Annotated in this window: 18 protein-coding genes; 7 read left to right on the forward strand and 11 right to left on the reverse strand. The window is 67.8% G+C overall.

What is annotated here, in order from left to right; genetic code table 11:
* Positions 1 to 1,242, forward strand: coding sequence for an SLC13 family permease (locus G6N68_RS25470; protein ID WP_163719008.1), 1,242 nt, complete (start codon positions 1 to 3; stop codon positions 1,240 to 1,242).
* Between the two features lie 19 nt (positions 1,243 to 1,261).
* On the opposite strand, the gene G6N68_RS31665 is transcribed toward G6N68_RS25470, so the two are convergent.
* The 8 genes from G6N68_RS31665 to carD form a co-directional block, all read right to left on the reverse strand.
* On the reverse strand, positions 1,262 to 2,716 hold the full coding sequence (locus tag G6N68_RS31665; RefSeq protein ID WP_163719009.1) for a PE family protein: 1,455 nt from the start codon (positions 2,714 to 2,716) through the stop codon (positions 1,262 to 1,264).
* Between the two features lie 172 nt (positions 2,717 to 2,888).
* Positions 2,889 to 4,259, reverse strand: coding sequence for a cytochrome P450 (locus G6N68_RS25480; protein ID WP_163719010.1), 1,371 nt, complete (start codon positions 4,257 to 4,259; stop codon positions 2,889 to 2,891).
* A 78-nt stretch (positions 4,260 to 4,337) separates the two neighbouring features.
* A complete protein-coding gene (locus tag G6N68_RS25485) occupies positions 4,338 to 6,950 on the reverse strand; it encodes a LuxR C-terminal-related transcriptional regulator (protein ID WP_163719011.1) in 2,613 nt (870 codons plus the stop codon).
* Between the two features lie 51 nt (positions 6,951 to 7,001).
* The gene (gene rlmB / locus G6N68_RS25490; protein WP_163719012.1) at positions 7,002 to 7,943 is read right to left on the reverse strand and encodes a 23S rRNA (guanosine(2251)-2'-O)-methyltransferase RlmB; all 942 of its coding nucleotides are present in this window, start codon (positions 7,941 to 7,943) and stop codon (positions 7,002 to 7,004) included.
* Positions 7,944 to 9,350 carry a cysteine--tRNA ligase gene (gene cysS, locus G6N68_RS25495; RefSeq protein ID WP_163719013.1) on the reverse strand — a complete coding sequence of 469 codons (1,407 nt, stop codon included), beginning with the start codon at positions 9,348 to 9,350 and terminating at the stop codon, positions 7,944 to 7,946. It lies immediately after the preceding gene.
* A gap of 67 nt (positions 9,351 to 9,417) precedes the next feature.
* Positions 9,418 to 9,897, reverse strand: coding sequence for a 2-C-methyl-D-erythritol 2,4-cyclodiphosphate synthase (gene ispF, locus G6N68_RS25500; RefSeq protein ID WP_163719014.1), 480 nt, complete (start codon positions 9,895 to 9,897; stop codon positions 9,418 to 9,420).
* Positions 9,894 to 10,586, reverse strand: a complete 693-nt coding sequence (gene ispD, locus G6N68_RS25505) for a 2-C-methyl-D-erythritol 4-phosphate cytidylyltransferase (protein WP_163719898.1) — start codon at positions 10,584 to 10,586, stop codon at positions 9,894 to 9,896. Before ispD ends, ispF begins: the two co-directional genes overlap by 4 nt.
* Complete coding sequence (carD, locus tag G6N68_RS25510) at positions 10,583 to 11,071, reverse strand: RNA polymerase-binding transcription factor CarD (RefSeq protein ID WP_003419482.1); 489 nt, start codon at positions 11,069 to 11,071, stop codon at positions 10,583 to 10,585. The genes ispD and carD overlap by 4 nt, the downstream gene beginning before the upstream one ends.
* A gap of 396 nt (positions 11,072 to 11,467) precedes the next feature.
* Between carD and G6N68_RS25515 the strand changes: the two genes are divergently transcribed.
* From G6N68_RS25515 to disA, 3 genes are all read left to right on the forward strand, one after another.
* Complete coding sequence (locus G6N68_RS25515) at positions 11,468 to 12,001, forward strand: copper chaperone PCu(A)C domain-containing protein (RefSeq protein ID WP_163719015.1); 534 nt, start codon at positions 11,468 to 11,470, stop codon at positions 11,999 to 12,001.
* An 80-nt stretch (positions 12,002 to 12,081) separates the two neighbouring features.
* A complete protein-coding gene (gene radA / locus G6N68_RS25520) occupies positions 12,082 to 13,533 on the forward strand; it encodes a DNA repair protein RadA (protein WP_163719016.1) in 1,452 nt (483 codons plus the stop codon).
* Positions 13,534 to 13,550: 17 nt separating this feature from the next.
* Positions 13,551 to 14,627, forward strand: a complete 1,077-nt coding sequence (gene disA / locus G6N68_RS25525) for a DNA integrity scanning diadenylate cyclase DisA (protein WP_163719017.1) — start codon at positions 13,551 to 13,553, stop codon at positions 14,625 to 14,627.
* 30 nt (positions 14,628 to 14,657) lie between these two features.
* Here the strand turns inward: disA and G6N68_RS25530 are convergent, their stop codons facing one another.
* Together G6N68_RS25530 and G6N68_RS25535 are read right to left on the reverse strand one after the other, a co-directional pair.
* On the reverse strand, positions 14,658 to 15,464 hold the full coding sequence (locus G6N68_RS25530; protein WP_163719018.1) for a hypothetical protein: 807 nt from the start codon (positions 15,462 to 15,464) through the stop codon (positions 14,658 to 14,660).
* 86 nt (positions 15,465 to 15,550) lie between these two features.
* On the reverse strand, positions 15,551 to 16,174 hold the full coding sequence (locus G6N68_RS25535) for a carbonic anhydrase (protein ID WP_163719019.1): 624 nt from the start codon (positions 16,172 to 16,174) through the stop codon (positions 15,551 to 15,553).
* 30 nt (positions 16,175 to 16,204) lie between these two features.
* Here G6N68_RS25535 and G6N68_RS25540 point away from each other — a divergent pair, with 30 nt between their 5' ends.
* Complete coding sequence (locus tag G6N68_RS25540; protein WP_163719020.1) at positions 16,205 to 17,098, forward strand: iron-sulfur binding domain-containing protein; 894 nt, start codon at positions 16,205 to 16,207, stop codon at positions 17,096 to 17,098.
* Here G6N68_RS25540 and G6N68_RS25545 read toward each other — a convergent pair.
* On the reverse strand, positions 17,052 to 17,855 hold the full coding sequence (locus tag G6N68_RS25545) for an alpha/beta fold hydrolase (protein ID WP_163719021.1): 804 nt from the start codon (positions 17,853 to 17,855) through the stop codon (positions 17,052 to 17,054). The two genes, G6N68_RS25540 and G6N68_RS25545, sit on opposite strands and share 47 nt — an antisense overlap.
* Positions 17,856 to 17,869: 14 nt before the next feature.
* On the opposite strand from G6N68_RS25545, the gene mhuD reads away from it, so the two are divergent.
* Entirely contained in the window at positions 17,870 to 18,187 is a 318-nt protein-coding gene (gene mhuD / locus G6N68_RS25550; RefSeq protein WP_163719022.1) for a mycobilin-forming heme oxygenase MhuD, read from the forward strand.
* A complete protein-coding gene (locus G6N68_RS25555; protein ID WP_163719023.1) occupies positions 18,162 to 19,514 on the forward strand; it encodes a serine hydrolase in 1,353 nt (450 codons plus the stop codon). Before mhuD ends, G6N68_RS25555 begins: the two co-directional genes overlap by 26 nt.
* Positions 19,515 to 19,528 lie beyond the last annotated feature (14 nt).

Consider the following 19,528-nt stretch of genomic DNA (forward strand, 5'->3'; position numbering starts at 1 on the left):
TTGACGCTGATCGTCGCGCTCATATTGCTTGCTGTCGTCCTGGGGTTCGCGGTTGCGCGTCCGCGGGGATGGCCGGAGGCGCTGGCAGCGCTCCCGGCCGCCGGCATTCTGATTGCCATCGGCGCCATCTCGCCGCACCAGGCCGCGGCCCAGGTGTCGGGCCTGGCGCGGGTCGTCGCGTTCTTGGGTGCGGTGTTGGTGCTGGCCAAGCTGTGCGACGACGAGGGTCTGTTCGAGGCGGCCGGCGCGGCGATGGCGCACGCCAGCGCGCGTTCCCGCGGTCTGCTTCGGCAGGTGTTCATCATTGCCGCTGTCATCACCGCAGCGCTCAGCCTGGACGCCACCGTCGTGTTGTTGACGCCGGTGGTGCTGGCCATGGTCCAACGGTTGCGAACTCCGGTGCGGCCGTACGCCTATGCCACCGCGCACCTGGCCAATGGCGCCTCGTTGCTGCTGCCGGTGTCCAACCTGACCAACCTGCTCGCCTACCGCGGCGCACATCTTTCTTTCACCAAGTTCACCATGCTGATGGCGTTGCCGTGGTTATCGGCTATCGCCGCGGTGTACCTGGTCTTCCGCTGGTTCTTTGCACGCGATTTGCGGGTGGTCCCCCATCCCGAGTCGGCCGGACCGCCGCCGCAGCCACAGGCTTTCGTACTGGTGGTCGTGGGGCTCACGTTGGTCGGGTTCGTCGTTGCCGAGTCGGTGGATGTGGCGCCGGCCTGGGCTGCGCTCGCCGGCGCGTCGGTGTTGGCGGTGCGAAGCTTGCTGCGCGGTCACACCTCGGTGGTCGACATCGTCCGCTCGGTGAACCTGCCGTTCCTGATATTCGTGCTGGCGCTGGGCATTGTCGTGCAGGCGGTGATGCTGAACGGGATGACGAGCAGATTGTCCGCCGTGCTGCCGACTGGCTCCAGCCTGCCGGCGCTGCTCGGTATCGCGGCGTTGGCGGCCGTGTTGGCCAACGTGGTCAACAATCTGCCCGCGACGCTGGCGCTGGTGCCGCTGGTGGCGGCCAGCGGGCCGGCGGCGGTGCTGGCCGTCCTCATCGGGGTCAACATCGGACCGAATCTGACCTACGTGGGTTCGCTGTCCAACCTGCTGTGGCGGCGCGTGCTGCGCCGGCACGCCGTCGAGCCCGGCGTCGGCGAATACACCCGGTTGGGCCTGTGTACCGTGCCCACCGCACTGGTCGCGGCGGTGCTGGCGCTGTGGGGCAGTGTGCGACTGCTTGGCGTGTAAAGCCGTCGCCGAGTGGCTCTCAGAAGATCTGCGTGAGCACGTGCCACCAGCCGGGGGCAGGGTTTGCGCCGCCGGCGCCGCCGGCACCGCCGCCCACGTTGCCGGCGGTGTTGCCATTGCCGCTGGCACCGCCACCACCACCGTTGCCGCCTACGCCAAACAGTGACCCGCCGGCACCACCGCTGCCACCGTCGCCGCCCGCGTAGCCGTTTTGGGTGGGGAAGCCGGGGAGGCCTGGGAAGAAGGCGCCGCCCGCGCCGCCGGCTCCGCCGGCCCGGCCGACACCTACAGCGCCCTGGCCGCCGTTGTTGCCGTAGGCGAAGCCGGCTGCGCCCTGGCCGTTGCTGACACCGCCGCCGAAGGTCCCCATGCTGTTGCCTCCGCTCGCACCGCCGCCCGGGCCGCCCCCCTCGCCGCCGACGCCGAACCCGCTGGCGGGTGTGCCGCCCGGCGCACCGGCTCCGCCCCCACCGCCACCACCGCTGTTGGTGTCAGCGATGACACTGAGGCCACCTCCGCCACCGCCACCGCCCGCACCGCCATTTCCGATCAGTCCGGCCGCCCCGCCGTTACCGCCCGCACCGCCTCTGCCATACGGCTCGAAACCGGCGCCAAGGCCGCGGCCAGTGCCGCCACCGCCACCGCCGTTGCCCCCGTCGCCGATCAGCCCGGCCGCCCCGCCGTCGCCGCCGCGGCCCCCGGGTCCGGCGACCTGGGTGCCTACCTGGTTGCCGGTGCCCCCGCCACCACCGGCGCCGCCGTTGCCGATCAGCGTCCCGCCACGGCCGCCGGGCCCGCCAGCACCACCGGCCACCCCAGCGGCGGTGCTATGCCCGCCGGCACCGCCGGTGCCGCCGTCGCCGAACAGCCACCCGCCGGCTCCGCCCGCCCCGCCGGCGCCTCCGGTGCCGCCGACGCCGGTGGTCGCACCGCTGCCGCCCGTGCCGCCGTGCCCGCCGTTGCCCCACAACCCGGCGTCGCCGCCGGCACCACCGGCCACTCCAGCAACGGTGCTGTTTCCGCCGGCACCCCCGTTGCCCCACAAGATCCCGCCCGGCTGGCCGGGCTGGCCCACCCCGTTGATCGTTCCGCCGTTCGCACCGTTACCGATCAGAGGACGACCCAACAACAAGTTGGTCGGCGCATTGACCACGCCCAGCACACCTTCCTCGATGGTCTGCAACGGCGACGCGCCAGCGACCTCAGCGGCCGCATAAGAGTCGGCGCCCGCGGCCAACGCTCGCACAAACTCGTCGTGGAACGCCGCAGCTTGGATGCGAAGTGCCTGGTAGGCCCGGCCATGCTCGTCCAACAGGGCAGCGATGGCCGCCGACACTTCATCCGCGGCCGCGGGCAACACCCCCGTGGTAGCGCCGACGGCGGCCACGCTGGCCGCGTTGATCGCCGAGCCGACAGCGGCCAGGTCGCCCGCGGCGGCCGCCATTATGTCCGGAACCGTGGTCAAGAACGACATGACAGCCTCCCTACGATCGCCACCCGGCCATCCGCCGAGTACTGATCAACCATTGCCCGACGTTGGTCGCTGCGCGTGCGTAGTCGACTACTTAAATTGCCCCTGCGGCTTGCGCACGTAAGCAATCGGTCAGTTCGCCCCTAGCGCTAGGTGGGGAGTTGCGCGCCCCCGGCTACCGGACTCGAATTCGTGCGCGGATCGGGGCGGCAGCGATCGCGGTCATCGGAGTTATCAGCGGTAAATCTTCGTCAAGGGACTCGACCGCGACGTCCCGCACGATCGTGGCCAGTGCGAGGGTCGCCGCCAGCATCGCGAAGTGATCGCCGATGCAGGAACGAGGTCCGCCGCCGAACGGCAGGTACTGCCAACGGCTGCGACCCTTGGACCGTTCCGGGATAAAGCGGTCCGGGTCGAACCGCAGCGGGTTCTCCCACAATTCCGGATCGCGGTGCAGCGCATAGAAACTGACAAAGGCGACGGTTCCGGCTGTCACCCGGCAGCCGTCGACCTCGATGTCACGGGTGGGGGTACGCATCGTTCCCGCCCCGGGCGGACAGAGCCGCAGCGCCTCGTGCAGAACCCGAACCGTGAGGCCCAACTCCGCCACGTCGTCCGGCGTCAGCATCCGGTCGCCCAGTGCGGCAACCTCGGCACGCACTCGTTCCTGGATGCCTTGGTAATGCCCCAACGACCACAACGAGTAGGCCAACGTGGTCGAGGTGGTGTCATGGCCGGCGAGCATGAAAAGCACCAACTCGTGGCAGATCTCGTCGTCGGTCAGCGGCATCCCCGTCTCGGGGTCGGTAGCCTCGATCAGCGCGCGCACCAGCGGCGCGTCACGGTCTGGATCGGTGCGAACCGCGTGCAGGATCTCTGCGGCCACCCGATGCAACGTTTCATTGGCCGCGCGAGCGGCCCGCTGTCCCCTGGTGGGAAGCCATCGCGGCAAATTCACCGGGCGCGCCCCGCGGTCCGACACGTAGGAGAGGGACACGTGCAGCGCCACACCCACTTCGTCGGCGCGTTCATCGAGGTCCAGGCCCAGCACCGAACGCCCAAGCGTCCGCAGCGTCAGCTTGCGGCACTCTTTGTCCAGATCCACGACGGCGCCATCCCGCCAAGCGCCGGTGATCGCTTGCGCGGCGGCGGACATGTGCTCCGCGTAGTCGTGCACCTTGCGCTTGGTGAACATCGGCTGCAACGTGCGTCGCCGCGGCAGCCACCGCTCGTGCGGGAGATCGAGCAGGTTGCCGCCCATCAGCGCGCGCATTTCGACCATCGTGCGGGCTCGGCCGCGGTCGGCAACTTCATCGGTGCGCCCCAACAGATCCCGCGCGCCCTGTGGGCTGGCGATCAGCACGATGTTGGGCAGCAACCACTTTGGCCCGAGCACGATCCTGGTGACCGGGCCACCGGCCTTCGCCAAGGCCTCAAAGCCGCCGATGAATGACCGCACCGCCTTGAGTTGCTGCCAGTACGGGAGTGGATTTTTTGGTGCCAGACCGAGCGTGCCGACTTCGGACCTATCCAGGATCTCGACCATGCCAACTCCTTCGTCGATTCGATGGAGGCACGGTATGGCCGATTTACGGGAGTGCGCTTGAGTAGTCGACTACCTAATTCATCCGTTGGGTCGGCCTGGTCCGGATCGAACGATCGAGGCCAGTTCGTCGCGCGACTGGGCCCCGACTCGCTGGCAGGCGCGGTAGACGTGACCCTCCACGGTGCGCACCGACATCACCAACTTTTCGGCGATCTCCCGGTTGGACAGACCGGCGACAACGAGTTCGACGACGTCGCGCTGACGACCCGACAGTTTCAAGCCCGCCGGGGTCCGCAGCGCGGGCGTACACAAACCGCCACACTCATCCGCCAGTTCACTGGCAATCGCGGCCGCGTACAGGCCACGCTTGCGTTGCTGCCCCTCGTTGAATGCGATGGCGGCCTGGGCCGCTGCGTCGGCGGCCGCCGCCCGATCACCGATCCGGCGGTACTGCGCCGACACCGTCAGCAGACCCTCGCCGTCGCGATCACACAGAGCCTGCGCGTGTGCCGCCACCGCAGCGGCCAACGGCAGCGGCAGCGCGCCGGCCAACTCGTGCGCCCTGCCCACCTGCGAGGAGTCACCCCACTGGGCGGCGGCCTGGATGCAGGCCAATTCGTGGGTTGGTTGGCCGCGGTCTCGGGCGATTCGTGCCGCCTCGTGGACATTCGCCACTGCCTCGGTCAAGCGGCCGCCGGCCGCCATCGCCCAACCGTCGGCGAGTGCTAGCGCGGTCTGCATGAACAGGAAGTCCGGCGGCACACACGACCGGGCCGCGGCCACCGCATCGCCGGCTTGGTCTGGCTGTCCAAGCTTGGCGTGCGCCTCGGCCAACGCGAAGTAGCTGGCCGGCTTCAAACCGGTTGTGATGGAGTGTATTTGGACTCCTGCTAACGCCTCATGCACGAGGCGTGCCGCCTCGGCGGCATGGCCGCGTACGAGGCAGGCGTTACCCAGCAGCAGAGCCAGGTTGGCGTAGGCCAGACCGGGAACGTCGCGTGCCGATTGCGCCAATTGCTCGGCGGTCAAGACGAATTCGTCTATCCGTCCGGTGAGTCGGCAGGCGCGTCCGTATACGGCCCCGAACCAGAACCTCATGTGGGATGCCTGGAACGAGGTCGTGGCGCGTTTCAGGGCCTCGTCTGCAACGGCGCCAAGCTCACCGACGTCGCCGCGTGCGCCCGTGGCCATGATGAATGCGAGCGCTGCCATCATGGCGTGGAAATCCGGCAAGGCTTCGGAAGCTAAAGCGCTCCTTGCCTTTTCAACCGCTATCTCGCAGCGTGCCGACACCGCGTCCACGCACGCCTCAACCGCCAGTCGCTCGGCCACCTGCGCCGCGGTCTCGGGCAGCGCGCTCAGGCCGACGAGAACCGAAGACGCATCGACGGGCCTGCCGAGCATCCACACCAGGTTGGCCGCCCGCACCGTCGCCCAGTGATGGCCGTCTGGGCGGTCGGTCATCTCGCGCAGCGCAGCCTCGGCCTCCTCGCCCCGCCCAAGTAGCAACAGGTTCATCGCGCGAACCCCGTCCGCACCGGGCGCCCCGGCCCGTGCCGCCGCCGTCGCAAACCGATCGGCCAAGTCCAGATCCAGCAGCGTCATGGCATGCCGGGCGGACGTCAGATAGAGCTCGGGAGCGGGTTCGAGGTCAGACTCGAGGGTCAGCAGCGCCCGGCGCACGGTGGCCTGCATGTCGGCGTCCGGGTCGGCGCCCAGCCGTTGTGCCAGCTGACCGCGAACGAGCGAAAGGTGCATTTCGCCGGCGCTCGCACGGCGAAGCTCGCCGAACAGCGGATGCGCCAATCGCGCCATCAAGCCGCCGCTGGTGCGTTCGACATTGATCAAGCCCATGCTCTCGGCGGACTCGAGGTCGTCGCGGGATACCAGATCGCGCAACACATCAACGGACAGCGGCTCGCACTGCGAGAGTGTGTCGACCACCAACGCGAGCCGCGGGCTGAGCTGACCCATCTGACGTCCGACGGTGTCGGACAGGCTCGGTGATACGGCAACGTCGCCGTCCCACATCCATACACCGGCGACTTGCCGCATCCGTCCAGCCGCGACCTGATCGGTCACCAGCTGCCGCAGGAACAGGGCATTCCCGCCGGTCAACTTCTGGAAGCGAGTGACGCTACGAGCGTCGACCGGACCGCCCACGATGCCCTCGATCATCTGGTGCGTTGCCGGGGCCGACAACGGTTCCAGATCGAGGCGGGCGAGCAGTCTGTCCTTCCACAGTGCCGCCACCGCATCGGGTTCCTCGCCGCCCGTGCGCAACGTGACAACCAGCCGAACCCCGCCCGACTGAGCCAACTGATGCACGACGAGGGCAGACAGCCCGTCCAGTAAGTGTGCGTCATCGATCCCGAGCACTACTCGACGCCGACGCTGTTGTGCGACAAAGGAGTTGATCACCCGGCGGACGTTGGTCAGCGGATCCGACATCGCATTGCCCAGCACGCCGATGAAGGCGCCCAACGGAAGTGCGCGCGCCGACTCGGTGCCGACGATCCAATTCGTGCACTCACCGGCGGTCGCGGCGCAGCGCAGCGCCTCACGGGCCAACCAGGTCTTGCCCACCCCGGCCGGTCCCGCGATGACCACCCCGGACCGGTTGCCACCGATGGCACGCCGAATGACGGCCAATTCCCCATCGCGCCCCGTCAACGGCTCGCCGCCGATCACTCAGCGACTATAACCGTGGTCAGCGCCCGGGCGCGTCATTCTGCCGGGCAGTCACCGCCGGCGCTGGCGAGCGATCTCGGCCAGCACCACCCCGGCGGCCACCGACGCGTTCAGCGATTCCGTCTTGCCCGCCATCGGAATCGACACCACCTGGTCGCAGTTCTGTCGCACCAATCGCGACAATCCCTTGCCTTCGGAACCGACGACCACCACCAGTGGATCGGTGCCATCCAGGTCGTCCAGCGCCGTGTCGCCGCCGGCGTCCAAACCTACGACGCGCAGCCCTCGGTCGGCCCAGTCCTTCAGCGTCCGGGTGAGATTGGTCGCGCGCGCAACCGGTACACGCGCCGCGGCGCCGGCGCTGGTGCGCCACGCGACCGCGGTCACCGAGGCCGAACGCCGCTGCGGAATCACCACACCGTGTCCACCGAAGGCCGCCACCGACCGCACGATCGCGCCGAGATTGCGGGGATCAGAGATGTTGTCCAACGCGACCAGCAACGCCGGCGGTGCATTGACCGCCGCTGCCAGCAGGTCGTCGGGGTGGGTGTAGTTGTACGGCGGCACCTGCAAGGCGATGCCCTGATGCAGACCGTTGGCGCTCATCCGGTCCAGGTCGCTGCGCGGCACCTCGAGGATCGATATCCCCAAATCCGCTGCCCGGGAGACGGATTCGGTCAAGCGCTCGTCGGCCTCGACACCCAACGCGACATACAAGGCGGTCGCGGGCACCCCGGCGCGCAGACATTCCAACACCGGGTTGCGGCCCAGCACGGTTTCGGCTTCCTCGACCCGCTTCGCGGGACGGCGCGACTGTTGCGCGGCCGCGGCGCGAGCGCGCTTGGCCGCGGGATGGTGGGGACGCATGTGCGCCGGCGGGGTGGGGCCACGCCCTTCTAAAGCCCTACGCCGCTGGCCGCCGGAGCCGACGGTGGGCCCCTTCTTGGAGCCGGCTTTGCGTATCGCTCCCCGGCGCCGCGAATTTCCGGCCATCTACTTCCCGTCACCACCCAGCGTCCACTGCGGCCCGTCCGCGGTGTCGGTGACTTCGATCCCGGCCTTCTTGAGCCGGCAGCGGATCTCGTCGGCCAGCGCCCAATTGCGTTGTTCGCGCGCCTTTTCCCGCTTCTCGATCTCGGCCTGCACCAGCACGTCGACGGCCCTCAGCGCGGCCGACGTCTCGTCGCGGGTCTCCCAGCGCTCGTCGAGCGGGTCGCAACCCAGGATGCCCATCATCGCCCGGATCGAGCTCGCACTACGCAGGGCGCCTTCGTGGTCGCCGGCGTCGAGCGCGCGGTTTCCTTCGGCGCGAGTGTGGTGGATCTCGGCCAGGGCGACGGGAACCGACAGGTCGTCATCGAGGGCTTCCTCGAAGCGCGGGGTCCATTCGCCGGGGAGGATGGCGCCCACCCGGTTGCGAACCCGATGCAGGAATTCCTCGATGCCGACATACGCCTTCACCGCGTCCTGCAGGGCTACCTCGGTGAACTCCAGCATCGACCGGTAGTGCGCGCTACCCAGGTAGTAGCGCAACTCGGCGGGGCGCACCCGCTGCAGCATCGCGGGGATGGCGACCACATTGCCCAGCGACTTGCTCATCTTCTCGCCGCCCATTGTCACCCAGCCGTTGTGCAGCCAAAGGCGGGCGAACCCGTCGCCGGCCGCGCGGCTCTGGGCGATCTCGTTCTCGTGGTGCGGGAAGATCAAGTCCATTCCGCCGCAGTGGATGTCGAACTCAGGACCGAGGTAGGTACGTGCCATGGCCGAGCATTCGATGTGCCAGCCGGGACGCCCCCGGCCCCACGGCGACGGCCACGAGGGTTCGCCGGGCTTCTCGCCCTTCCAGAGGGTGAAGTCGCGTTGGTCGCGCTTGCCGGTGGCCACGCCCTCGCCCTGGTGGACGTCGTCGATGCGATGCCCGGACAGCTGCCCGTACTCCGGGTAGCTGAGCACGTCGAAGTAGACGTCACCACCCGCCGCGTACGCGTGACCAGTTTCGATCAGGCGTTCCATTAATTCGATCATCTGGGTGATGTGTCCGGTGGCTCTGGGCTCCGCCGACGGCGGCAACACATCCAGCGCGTCGTAGGCCGCGGTAAAGGCCCGCTCGTGGGTGGCCGCCCATTCCCACCACGGCCGACCCGCTGCGGCGGCCTTGTTCAGAATCTTGTCGTCGATGTCGGTGACGTTGCGGATGAACGCGACGTCGTAGCCCCGCGCGATCAACCAGCGGCGCAGGATGTCGAAGGCCACTCCGCTGCGGACGTGCCCGATATGCGGCAGCCCCTGAGGGGTGGCACCGCACTGATATATGGAGACGTGCCCGGCGCGGAGCGGGACGAAGTCACGCACGGCGCCGGTCGCCGTGTCATGCAGCCGCAAGCGGGCCTTCTCGGTCACGACGTGCCAGCTTACCTGGCGTGTCGCGGACCCCCGCGACCGCGAACGCGTGGAGCTGTCGGGGGGGCTATCGGGTGGGCACGATCAGTGCCGTCGCGATCGCGGCCAGGCCTTCACCACGGCCGGTCAGACCGAGTCCGTCGGTCGTGGTGGCCGACACCGAGACGGGCGCATTGAGTAGCCGCGACAACACCGCCTGCGCCTCATACCGTCGCCAGCCGATCTTCGGTCGGTTACCGATCACCTGCACGGCGGCATTTCCAACCCGGAAACCATGCCCGGTGATCAGCTCGAGTACGTGCCGCAGCATCGTCGCCCCGCTGACGCCCTCCCATCGCGGGTCGTCGACACCGAACACGTCGCCGATGTCGCCCAGTCCCGCTGCGGACAGCACGGCGTCACACAGCGCATGCACCGCCACGTCGCCATCGGAGTGGCCCGCACAACCGTCAGCGCTGGGAAACAGCAACCCGACCAGCCAGCAGGGACGTCCAGGTTCGATGGGGTGGACATCGGTGCCCACGCCGACCCGCGGCAACCCGTTCATCCACGCAAGATAGCGCGCGCCAGCAGCAGGTCGAGCTGGGTGGTGATCTTGAATGCCAGCGGGTCGCCGTCGACCACGTGAATTTGGCCGCCAATGTGTTCGACCAGGGATGCGTCGTCGGTGAAGGCGGCGGAACCGGCCTGCTGATAAGCCCGCACCAAGAGGTCGGTGGCGAAACCCTGGGGCGTTTGCACCGCGCGCAATCCGGCGCGCTCCGGGGTTCCTAGCACCACGCCGTTGGCGTCCACGGCCTTGATGGTGTCCGACAACGGCAGGGCGGGAACGACGCCGGGCGCGCCGCCCCGCAGCTCTTCCACAACGCGCACGATCAAGCTCGGCGGCGTCAGCGGGCGCGCGGCATCGTGCACCAACACAAAGGTCGGGTCGCTGGCCGAACTGGATGACGAACTGGACTTCAAACTAGACAAGGCCAAGCTGACGGTCTCGGTACGGTTTGCCCCACCGGCAACGATGGTGGCTTTCCGACCCAGAATCAGCTTGGCCTCGTCGGTGCGCTGTGGGGGCACCGCAACTACGACGGTGTCGACGACACCTGAATCGAGCAGGCTCTCGACGGCCCGCTCCACGAGGGAGTGCCCCTCGAGTTGGTAAAACGCCTTCGGTACGCCAGCAGCCAGCCGCTCACCCGACCCAGCGGCCGGGACTATGGCGACTACTGAGGTGCTCAGGAGGCTGCAGCCAGGACCTCGTCCAGGATGGTCTCGGCCTTGGCGTCGTCGGTACTCTCAGCCAGCGCCAGCTCGCCAACCAGGATCTGCCGGGCCTTGGCCAGCATGCGCTTCTCGCCCGCGGACAGGCCGCGCTCCTGATCACGGCGCCACAGGTCCCGAACCACCTCGGCCACCTTGTTCACGTCACCAGACGCGAGCTTCTCCAGGTTGGCCTTGTACCGACGAGACCAGTTGGTCGGCTCCTCGGTGTGCGGCGCGCGCAGAACCTGGAAAACCTTGTCGAGTCCTTCTTGGCCTACGACGTCACGAACTCCGACATACTCGGCGTTCTCTGCAGGCACCCGGACGGTGAGATCTCCCTGCGCTACTTTCAAGACGAGATATTCTTTTTGCTCCCCTTTGATGGTGCGGGTTTCGATCGCCTCGACTAGCGCAGCACCGTGGTGTGGATATACAACGGTGTCGCCCACCTTGAAAATCATCAGTTTTGAGCCCCTTTCGTCACTCCATGCTAACACGGCGGCCAAACACCCGCCGAACAACGGTGCAGGTCAGGGGCACCGGCGGGCAACATTGGGGCTTGACAGGCGGGCCAGAACGTGCAGTGAGTCACGCTGCCGCACAAGCCATCAGGGGGCCGGCCGAGCCCCGAATCCGAGTCGCCGACGCGGTCTCCGACACACCAAATCGCGGCTCCGCCGGGCGGGTTCGTCGTCCCCCACACACTGTGGCTTACAACACAACGCGCGGGGTCAGCGGATCAATTCGAGGCGCCAGCGCCTACCCCGCGGTCGGCCGACAACCCGCCCCGCTACCGTCTACACGACGCACCTACTACTGTGCATAGTCGAACCGCTGTCACCAGCAGGAGGCAATGAGTGAACCGCTTCAAGATCCGCGCCGCGGTGGTTGGACTGGCCGCTGTGATCGCCACACTGCTCAGTGGTTGCAGCGCCGGGCAGATCTCGCAGACCGCAGCGCAAGAACCTGCGGTCAACGGCTCCCGGTTCAGCGTCGGCGACGTGGCGCTGCGTGATGTCCGGATCCAGGCCGAGCAGAAGAAAGACTTCCTTCAGCCCGGTCAAACCGTCGACCTGGTTGCGGTGGTGGTCAACCAGTCACCGGATCAGCCCGACAAGTTGGTCAGCATCGACACCGAGATAGGCAAGGTGTCCCTGAGCGGCGACACCCGCGTGCTGCCGAGTCGCCTGCTGTTCGTCGGTGTACCGGAGGGCCAGCGGGTAGGACCGGGTCCCACCGACGGCAGCACTGCCGCCAGGGCCAGCCTGCAGCTGAAGCAGCCCATCACCAACGGCATCACCTACAAGTTCACGTTCAACTTTGAAAAGGCCGGCGCGGCGACATTCGAGGTCCCGATTTCGGCTCCCATCAAGAAGCCAAGCGACGCGTAGTCACCCCTTACTCACCCCCTGAGTCATTCCGAGCCATTCGCGGGGGTCGGTTTGTCACACCTGACCGATACGGTCGCGGCGTGGCCAATACACGTTCGCAGTACCGCTGTTCGCAATGCCGCCACCTCAGCGCAAAGTGGGTGGGCCGCTGCCTGGAGTGCGACAGTTGGGGCACGGTCGAAGAGATAACCGTGCTCAGCGCGGTCGGCGGATCGGTTAGCGCGAGGGCGCGTCGCGCGGCGGCGGCATCCTTGAACCCAGCATCGCGGGCCGTCCCGATTCGCTCGGTGCAGCCGAACCTGAGCCGGCATCGCCCGACGGGTATCGACGAACTGGACCGAGTACTCGGCGGCGGTGTGGTGCCGGGATCGGTGACGCTGCTGGCCGGCGAGCCCGGGGTGGGCAAATCGACGCTGCTGCTCAAGGTCGCTCATCGCTGGGCGCAGTCGGGCAAACGCGTGCTGTACATCTCCGGCGAAGAGTCGGCCGGCCAGATTCGGCTGCGGGCCGACCGGACTGGTTGCGCCGGTATGGAACTCGAAGAGATATACCTGGCCGCCGAGTCCGACCTGCACGCCGTACTGGGCCACCTGGACATGGTGCGGCCGGCCCTGGTCATCGTGGACTCGGTGCAGACCCTGTCCACCACCGAGGCCGACGGCGTCGCCGGTGGGGTTACGCAGGTGCGGGCGGTCACCGCGGCGCTGACGGCCGCGGCCAAGGCGAGTGAGATCGCGCTGATCCTCGTCGGGCACGTAACCAAGGACGGGGCCATCGCGGGCCCACGCTCGCTGGAACACCTCGTCGACGTCGTACTGCATTTCGAAGGCGACCGCAACGGCGCGCTCCGGATGGTCCGCGGGGTCAAGAACCGATTCGGCGCCGCCGACGAGGTCGGCTGCTTCCTGCTGCACGACAACGGCATCGACGGTGTTGCCGATCCCTCGAATCTTTTTCTGGATCAGCGGCCGACGCCGGTCCCGGGGACCGCCATCACCGTGACGCTCGACGGAAAGCGGCCATTGCTCGGCGAGGTGCAGGCATTGCTCACCGGGGGCGAGTCCAGGACGTCCACCGGCTCGCCGCGACGGGCGGTCAGCGGGATCGACCACGCGCGGGCCGCGATGATCACCGCGGTGCTGGAAAAGCACGCCGGGCTGAACATCGCGGTCAACGACATTTACCTGTCCACCGTGGGTGGCATGCGACTGACCGACCCTTCCTCCGACCTGGCCGTAGCCATCGCCCTGGCCTCCGCCTTCGCGAACCTGCCACTGCCCGCCACGGCGGTGATGATCGGCGAAGTGGGCTTGGCGGGCGACCTGCGCCGGGTCAGCGGCATGGACCGTCGCCTGGCCGAAGCCGCCCGTCAGGGGTTCAACATCGCGTTGGTCCCGCCGGGTGACCACGCCCCGCCGGACGGGCTGCGCACGCTCTGCGCGCCCACCATCGTCGCCGCTCTGGAGCACATGGTCGACATCGCCGATCATCGGGTCGGCCGACTCACCGGACCTCGGAAGCTGGACGTTTAACCCCGCGGGGCCGCAGAATGCGAGCTGTGACGCGTCCGACCCTGCGCGAGGCAATCGCGCGCCTGGCACCCGGCACCGGGCTCCGCGACGGCCTGGAGCGCATCCTGCGTGGCCGTACCGGCGCCCTGATCGTGCTTGGCTACGACGAAAACGTCGAAGCCATCTGTGATGGCGGCTTTCCGCTCGACGTCCGCTATGCGCCGACCAGGCTGCGCGAGCTGTGCAAGATGGACGGGGCCGTCGTGCTTTCTACCGACGGCAGCCGCATCGTTCGCGCCAATGTGCAATTGGTCCCGGACCCGTCGATACCCACCGACGAATCGGGAACCCGGCACCGCTCGGCGGAGCGCGCCGCGATCCAGACCGGGTACCCGGTCATCTCCGTCAGCCACTCGATGAACATCGTGACCGTGTATGTCGGCGGGGAACGCCACGTGCTGGCCGACTCGGCGACCATCCTGTCGCGCGCCAACCAGGCGATCGCGACGCTGGAACGGTACAAGACCCGCCTCGACGAGGTGAACCGACAGCTGGCGAGGGCCGAGATCGAGGATTTCGTCACGCTGCGCGACGTGATGACGGTGGTACAGCGGCTCGAGCTGGTCCGTCGCATCGGCCGGGTGATCGACTACGACGCGGTGGAACTGGGCACGGACGGACGCCAGCTACGGCTACAGCTAGAGGAGCTGCTGGGCGGCAACGACGTCGCCCTGGAATTGATTGTGCGCGACTACCACGCGAGTCCCGAACCGCCGTCCAAATCGCAAATCGTCGCGACCCTGGCCGAGCTGGACTCGCTGTCGGACACCGACCTGCTCGAACTCACCGCTCTGGCAAAGGTTTTCGGATACCCGACGACGGCCGACGCCCAGGACTCCGCGTTGAGCCCACGGGGCTACCGGGCGATGGCCGCGATACCCCGGCTACAGTTCGCCCACGTCGACCTGCTCGTCCGGTCGTTCGGAACGCTGCAGGACCTGCTGGCGGCCAGCGCCAACGACCTGCAATCGGTGGATGGCATCGGCGCCATGTGGGCCCGCCACGTGCGGGAAGGGCTGTCGCAGTTGGCCGAGTCGACCATCGCAGATCACTAGCCCACGGCGGGCGGCGTCGACGGGGGGGGGTTAACCGCCTTGGATCGGCGGCGACTCGGCCGGCGGCGACTGCCCCGGACCCGGGTTGGGGACCGGTCCCGGCGGCTGCGGCGGCTGGTTCAGCACGAACGGCACCGGTTGTGACCGTAGATTGCCCAGCTGCACAACCAGGTTGTAGGTGCCTGGTCCGATGGCCGGCCGCGGCAAGGGGCAGTGCGGCGCCGAGCCCATTCCGGTCCAAGTCACCGCGGTGGTCACCTGCTCACCCGGCGTGAACGTCTTCACCAGAGTTTCGTTGGAGGGCGCGCAGTCCAGGTTGGACCACAGCCGCTTGTTGTCCAGGGAGTAGACGTAGGCGGCCAGCACCGCGGCGCCGACGTCGCGCTTGCAGGAAACCAGTCCGATGTTGGTCACGACCATGGTGAATTTCGGCTGGTCACCGATGTAGTACTGGGGCTGGTTGGTCAGTCCTTTGACGGCCAAGGTGGAATCGGGGCAGTCATCGCCCTCTTTGAGTACCGGCGGTGGCTGTACCGCCGCGGTCGGCGTGGCCGACTCCGGGTTGGCCACCGGCGGCACCGGCGCACCGGGAGTGTTTCCCTCGGGCTGCCCGGCCTGTTGCCCGGGCGGCGGAGCCTGCGGTGCGTCCGAGGCGCCCTGAGCGGTGCCTTGCTTCTCGGCGTTAGCGGGCTTGGCCCCGGCGCTGCTGTTGCTGACGAAGGCGATGACGATGGCGACGGCGATACCGATCACGACCACCGCGATGCCCAGGGCTAAGCCCCTTCGCCGCCAATAGATCTCCGAAGGTAGCGGGCCACGGGGTTCTAGATCCAGCACAGTGACACGATAAGCCCAGGTCACACGGATTCGGCTGACCCGTCTCGGCGTGTCGCTGGCTTTGCTGGCCGCCGACGAGTAGAAGGCTAGGTTTCTTCGCCGATGTCACCGATGTGGTCGACCAGCTTCGCCTTTCCCTCGGCGAGCTGGTAGGTGACACCGACCAGGGCAAGTGTGCCCTCGCCTACCCGCTCCGCAATGGCGGAGGAGCGCGAGGCCAGCTGCGAAAGGGTTTCGCTCACGTGCCGGTCCTCGAACTCGTCGACACGGGTCAGGCCGTCCCGCCGGCCCGCCAACACCGATGGCACCACACGTTCCACGACGTCCCGCACGAAGCCGCCCGGTATGGCGCCTTCGTCGAGCGCGCTGATGGTCGCCTTCACCGCACCGCAGTTGTTGTGACCGAGGACCACGACCAGTGGGACGTTCAACTGGGTCACCGCGTACTCGATCGAGCCCAGCACCGCGGTGTCGATGGCTTGTCCGGCGGTGCGCACCACAAACACGTCGCCGAGGCCCTGGTCGAAGATCAACTCGGCGGCGACTCGGCTGTCGGAACAGCCGAAGATCACCGCGGTCGGCTTCTGCCCGGCGGCCAAGCTGTTCCGGTGGTCGACGCTCTGGCTTGGGTGCAGAGGCTGGCCGGCGACGAATCGCTCGTTACCCTCTCTGAGTGCTTTCCATGCGGACACCGGATTTGCATTGGGCATGGCAGCCATTCTGTAGGGGTTTGACCACCAATGCCTAGCGAAACTGGCACTTCACCGCTGTGTTCATATGAACTTCTGGGATGGTATGAGCGCGCACAGCGTGATCTGCCCTGGCGCGAGCCGGGTGTGAGCGCGTGGCAGATCCTGGTCAGTGAGTTCATGCTGCAGCAGACGCCGGTGGCCCGGGTACTGCCGATCTGGACCGAGTGGGTGCGGCGGTGGCCCACCGCTTCGGCCACCGCGGCCGCCAGCCCGGCCGATGTGGTGCGGGCCTGGGGCAAGCTCGGTTATCCGCGGCGGGCCAAGCGGCTGCACGAATGCGCCACCGTCATTGCCCGTGACCACAACGACGTCGTTCCGGACGACGTTGACGTCCTACTCACGCTTCCCGGCGTCGGAAGCTACACGGCACGTGCCATCGCATGCTTTGCCTATCGTAAGCGAGTTCCCGTGGTGGACACCAATGTTCGGCGGGTGGTAGCCCGCGTCGTACACGGTCGCGCCGATGCCGGGACGGCGTCGCCCAGCCGCGACCACGCGGACGTCGCAGCACTACTACCGGATGGTGATGTGGCACCACGCTTTTCGGTTGCGCTGATGGAGCTGGGTGCGACGGTGTGCACGGCCCGCACACCGCGGTGCGGGCTGTGCCCGCTCAGCCAGTGCGCATGGCGACGTGCCGGATATCCGCCGTCTGCCGGCCCGCCTCGGCGGGTGCAAACCTACGCCGGAACCGATCGTCAGGTACGCGGCAGGTTGCTGGATGTCTTGCGCGCCAGCGATTCTCCGGTGACTCGCGCCGAACTGGACGTGGCGTGGCTGACCGACACCGCACAGCGCGACCGTGCGTTGTATTCGCTGCTGGCCGACGGACTGGTCACTCAGACGGCCGACGGTCGGTTCGGCCTGGCGGGTGAGGAATAGCCAGAAAGGACTCGACCGCCTGCCGGTACTCGTCTGGAGCCTCGTCGTGAATTAGATGCCCAGCCCCGGGAACGTGCAAGTACGTTGTTTGATAACCGATTTCGGCCATCCGACGCATCTGTCCCGGCGGCGTCACGGAGTTTCCGGCCTCGATGAGCAGTGCGGGCGAACGCACCGCACGCCACTGTTCCCAGTAGTCGCGGGTGCCCCACTCGGCGGCGATCTCTATCCAGCGCGCGGTGTGGCCGTGCAGTCGCCAGCCGGTTGGCGTCCGGTCGAATGCTTCCAAGAAGTATTGGCCGGCCACCGGCCCGAACTCAGCGAATACCCTTTCGGCGGAGTCGAATTCGACCGGGAGCGCGTGCAGCCACGGCTCCCAAGGACCGGTGGTGCGGCCCACGAAATCCGGTGCCATGTCCTCGATTACCAACGCCGAAACCAGCTCGGGCCGCTCGGCAGCCAAACACCAGGAATGCAGGCCGCCCATCGAATGCCCGACAAGCCTGGCCGGCGTTCCCAGCCCGGCAACCGCCTCCCCGAGGTCGGCCACGAAGCGCTCGGTACTGATCGGGTAGGGATCGTCGACGTCCCGGCCGCGGTGCCACGGCGCGTCGTAGGTGTACACCGCGCCCAGCCTGGTCAGCCACGGTAGCTGGCGAGGCCAGGTGCTGCCCCGACCCATCAGCCCGTGCACCAAGACCAGCGGCGCGCCCAGGCCGCCGCGATGGGTCAACAAATCGCTGGGCATGCGGGGCACGGTAACCTAGCCAGATGCCAGTGGTGAAGATCAACGCAATCGAGGTGCCCGCCGACGCTGGTCCCGAGTTGGAGAAGCGTTTCGCCCACCGGGCTCACGCCGTGGACAATCAGCCCGGCTTCCTCGGCTTTCAGCTGCTGCGACCGGTCAAGGGGGAGGACCGCTACTTCGTCGTCACGCAGTGGGAATCCGAAGAAGCCTTTCAGGCCTGGGCGCAAGGACCCGCCATCCATGCCCACGCCGGTGAGCGCGCCAACCCGGTCGCGACGGGGGCCACGCTCCTGGAATTTGAGGTCGTGATGGACGTTGCGGGGACCGACAAGAAAGGCTAGCCCCCGCCGGGTGCTCGCGTTCACCGCGGCCGCTGCGCTGGTCGTGACGCTGGCGCCCGGTTGTGCCTCCTCCCCCACGCCGTCGGCGAATGCGGCGAATCCCGGGCATCGGATCGACACGAACACGCCGCCCGGTCTGCGGGCCCAGCAGACGCTGGACATGCTCAACTCGGATTGGCCGATCGGTCCGGTTGGCGTCGCCACCCTGGCCGTCGAGGATCAGGTCGATTCCGTGGAAAACACCATGGAGTCGCTCTGGTGGGATCGCCCGTTCGCCTTCGACGGCGTCGACATCGGCGCCAGTGTGGCGACGTTGCATCTGGTGTCGTCATACGGCGCACGGCACGACATCCGGATTCACACCGACGACACCGGCCTGGTTGACGGATTCGACCTGGAAACCGAACCACCGTCCGTCACGTCCTGGCGCGACGTCGACGCGATCCTGAGCAAGACGGGCGCGCGCTACTCCTATCAGGTGGCCAAGGTCAACGGTGGCCAGTGTGACCGCGTGGCGGGCAGCAACACGGGCGAGTCCTTGCCGCTGGCATCGATCTTCAAGCTTTACGTGTTGCACGCGCTGGCCGGAGCGATCCAGGACGGCACGGTGTCCTGGGACGACATGCTCACCGTCACCGAGAAGAGCAAGGCCGTGGGCTCGTCCGGACTGGAACTGCCTCCGGGGGCGACGGTTTCGGTGCGCACGGCCGCCGAAAAGATGATCGCCACCAGCGACAACATGGCCACCGACCTGCTGATCGAGAAGTTGGGCACGCGCGCCATCGAGCGCGCACTGGCCAGCGCCGGGCATCACGATCCGGCGAGCATGACGCCCTTCCCCACCATGTACGAACTGTTCTCGGTGGGTTGGGGTGAACCGGACCTGCGCGAGCAATGGCAGCACGCCCCCGCGCCGGTCCGGGCTCAGTTGCTACAGCAGGCGAATTCGACGCCTTATCGACCCGATCCGACCCGAGCGCACACCCCGGCGTCCAGCTACGGCGCCGAGTGGTACGGCAGCGCGGAGGACATTTGCCGGGTCCACGTCGCACTGCAGGCCGATGCCGTCGGCAAGGCCGCGCCGGTCAGGCAGATCCTGTCCGCCGTGGCCGGCATCCAGCTGGATCGCGACATGTGGCCGTACATCGGCGCGAAAGCGGGCGGCCTGCCGGGCGACCTGACGTTCAGCTGGTATGCCGTCGACAAGACCGCGCAGCCGTGGGTCGTCAGCTTTCAGCTGAACTGGCCGCGCGATCACGGGCCGACCGTGACCAGCTGGATGCTGCAAGTCGCCAAGCAGGCCTTCGCGCTAGTCCAGCCGCGCTAGCACCCGCTAGGCGC

Origin of the sequence: Mycobacterium bourgelatii, from assembly GCF_010723575.1 — a bacterium.
Taxonomy (GTDB): domain Bacteria; phylum Actinomycetota; class Actinomycetes; order Mycobacteriales; family Mycobacteriaceae; genus Mycobacterium; species Mycobacterium bourgelatii.

Excerpts from the sequence above, each read along its gene's own strand:
- G6N68_RS31665 (WP_163719009.1), bottom strand. The coding sequence starts at position 2,716 with ATGTCGTTCTTGACCACGGTTCCGGACATAATGGCGGCCGCCGCGGGC.
- G6N68_RS25480 (WP_163719010.1), bottom strand. The coding sequence starts at position 4,259 with ATGGTCGAGATCCTGGATAGGTCCGAAGTCGGCACGCTCGGTCTGGCA.
- rlmB (WP_163719012.1), bottom strand. The coding sequence starts at position 7,943 with ATGGCCGGAAATTCGCGGCGCCGGGGAGCGATACGCAAAGCCGGCTCC.
- ispF (WP_163719014.1), bottom strand. The coding sequence starts at position 9,897 with ATGAACGGGTTGCCGCGGGTCGGCGTGGGCACCGATGTCCACCCCATC.
- carD (WP_003419482.1), bottom strand. The coding sequence starts at position 11,071 with ATGATTTTCAAGGTGGGCGACACCGTTGTATATCCACACCACGGTGCT.
- disA (WP_163719017.1), top strand. The coding sequence starts at position 13,551 with ATGCGAGCTGTGACGCGTCCGACCCTGCGCGAGGCAATCGCGCGCCTG.
- G6N68_RS25535 (WP_163719019.1), bottom strand. The coding sequence starts at position 16,174 with ATGCCCAATGCAAATCCGGTGTCCGCATGGAAAGCACTCAGAGAGGGT.
- G6N68_RS25540 (WP_163719020.1), top strand. The coding sequence starts at position 16,205 with ATGCCTAGCGAAACTGGCACTTCACCGCTGTGTTCATATGAACTTCTG.
- mhuD (WP_163719022.1), top strand. The coding sequence starts at position 17,870 with ATGCCAGTGGTGAAGATCAACGCAATCGAGGTGCCCGCCGACGCTGGT.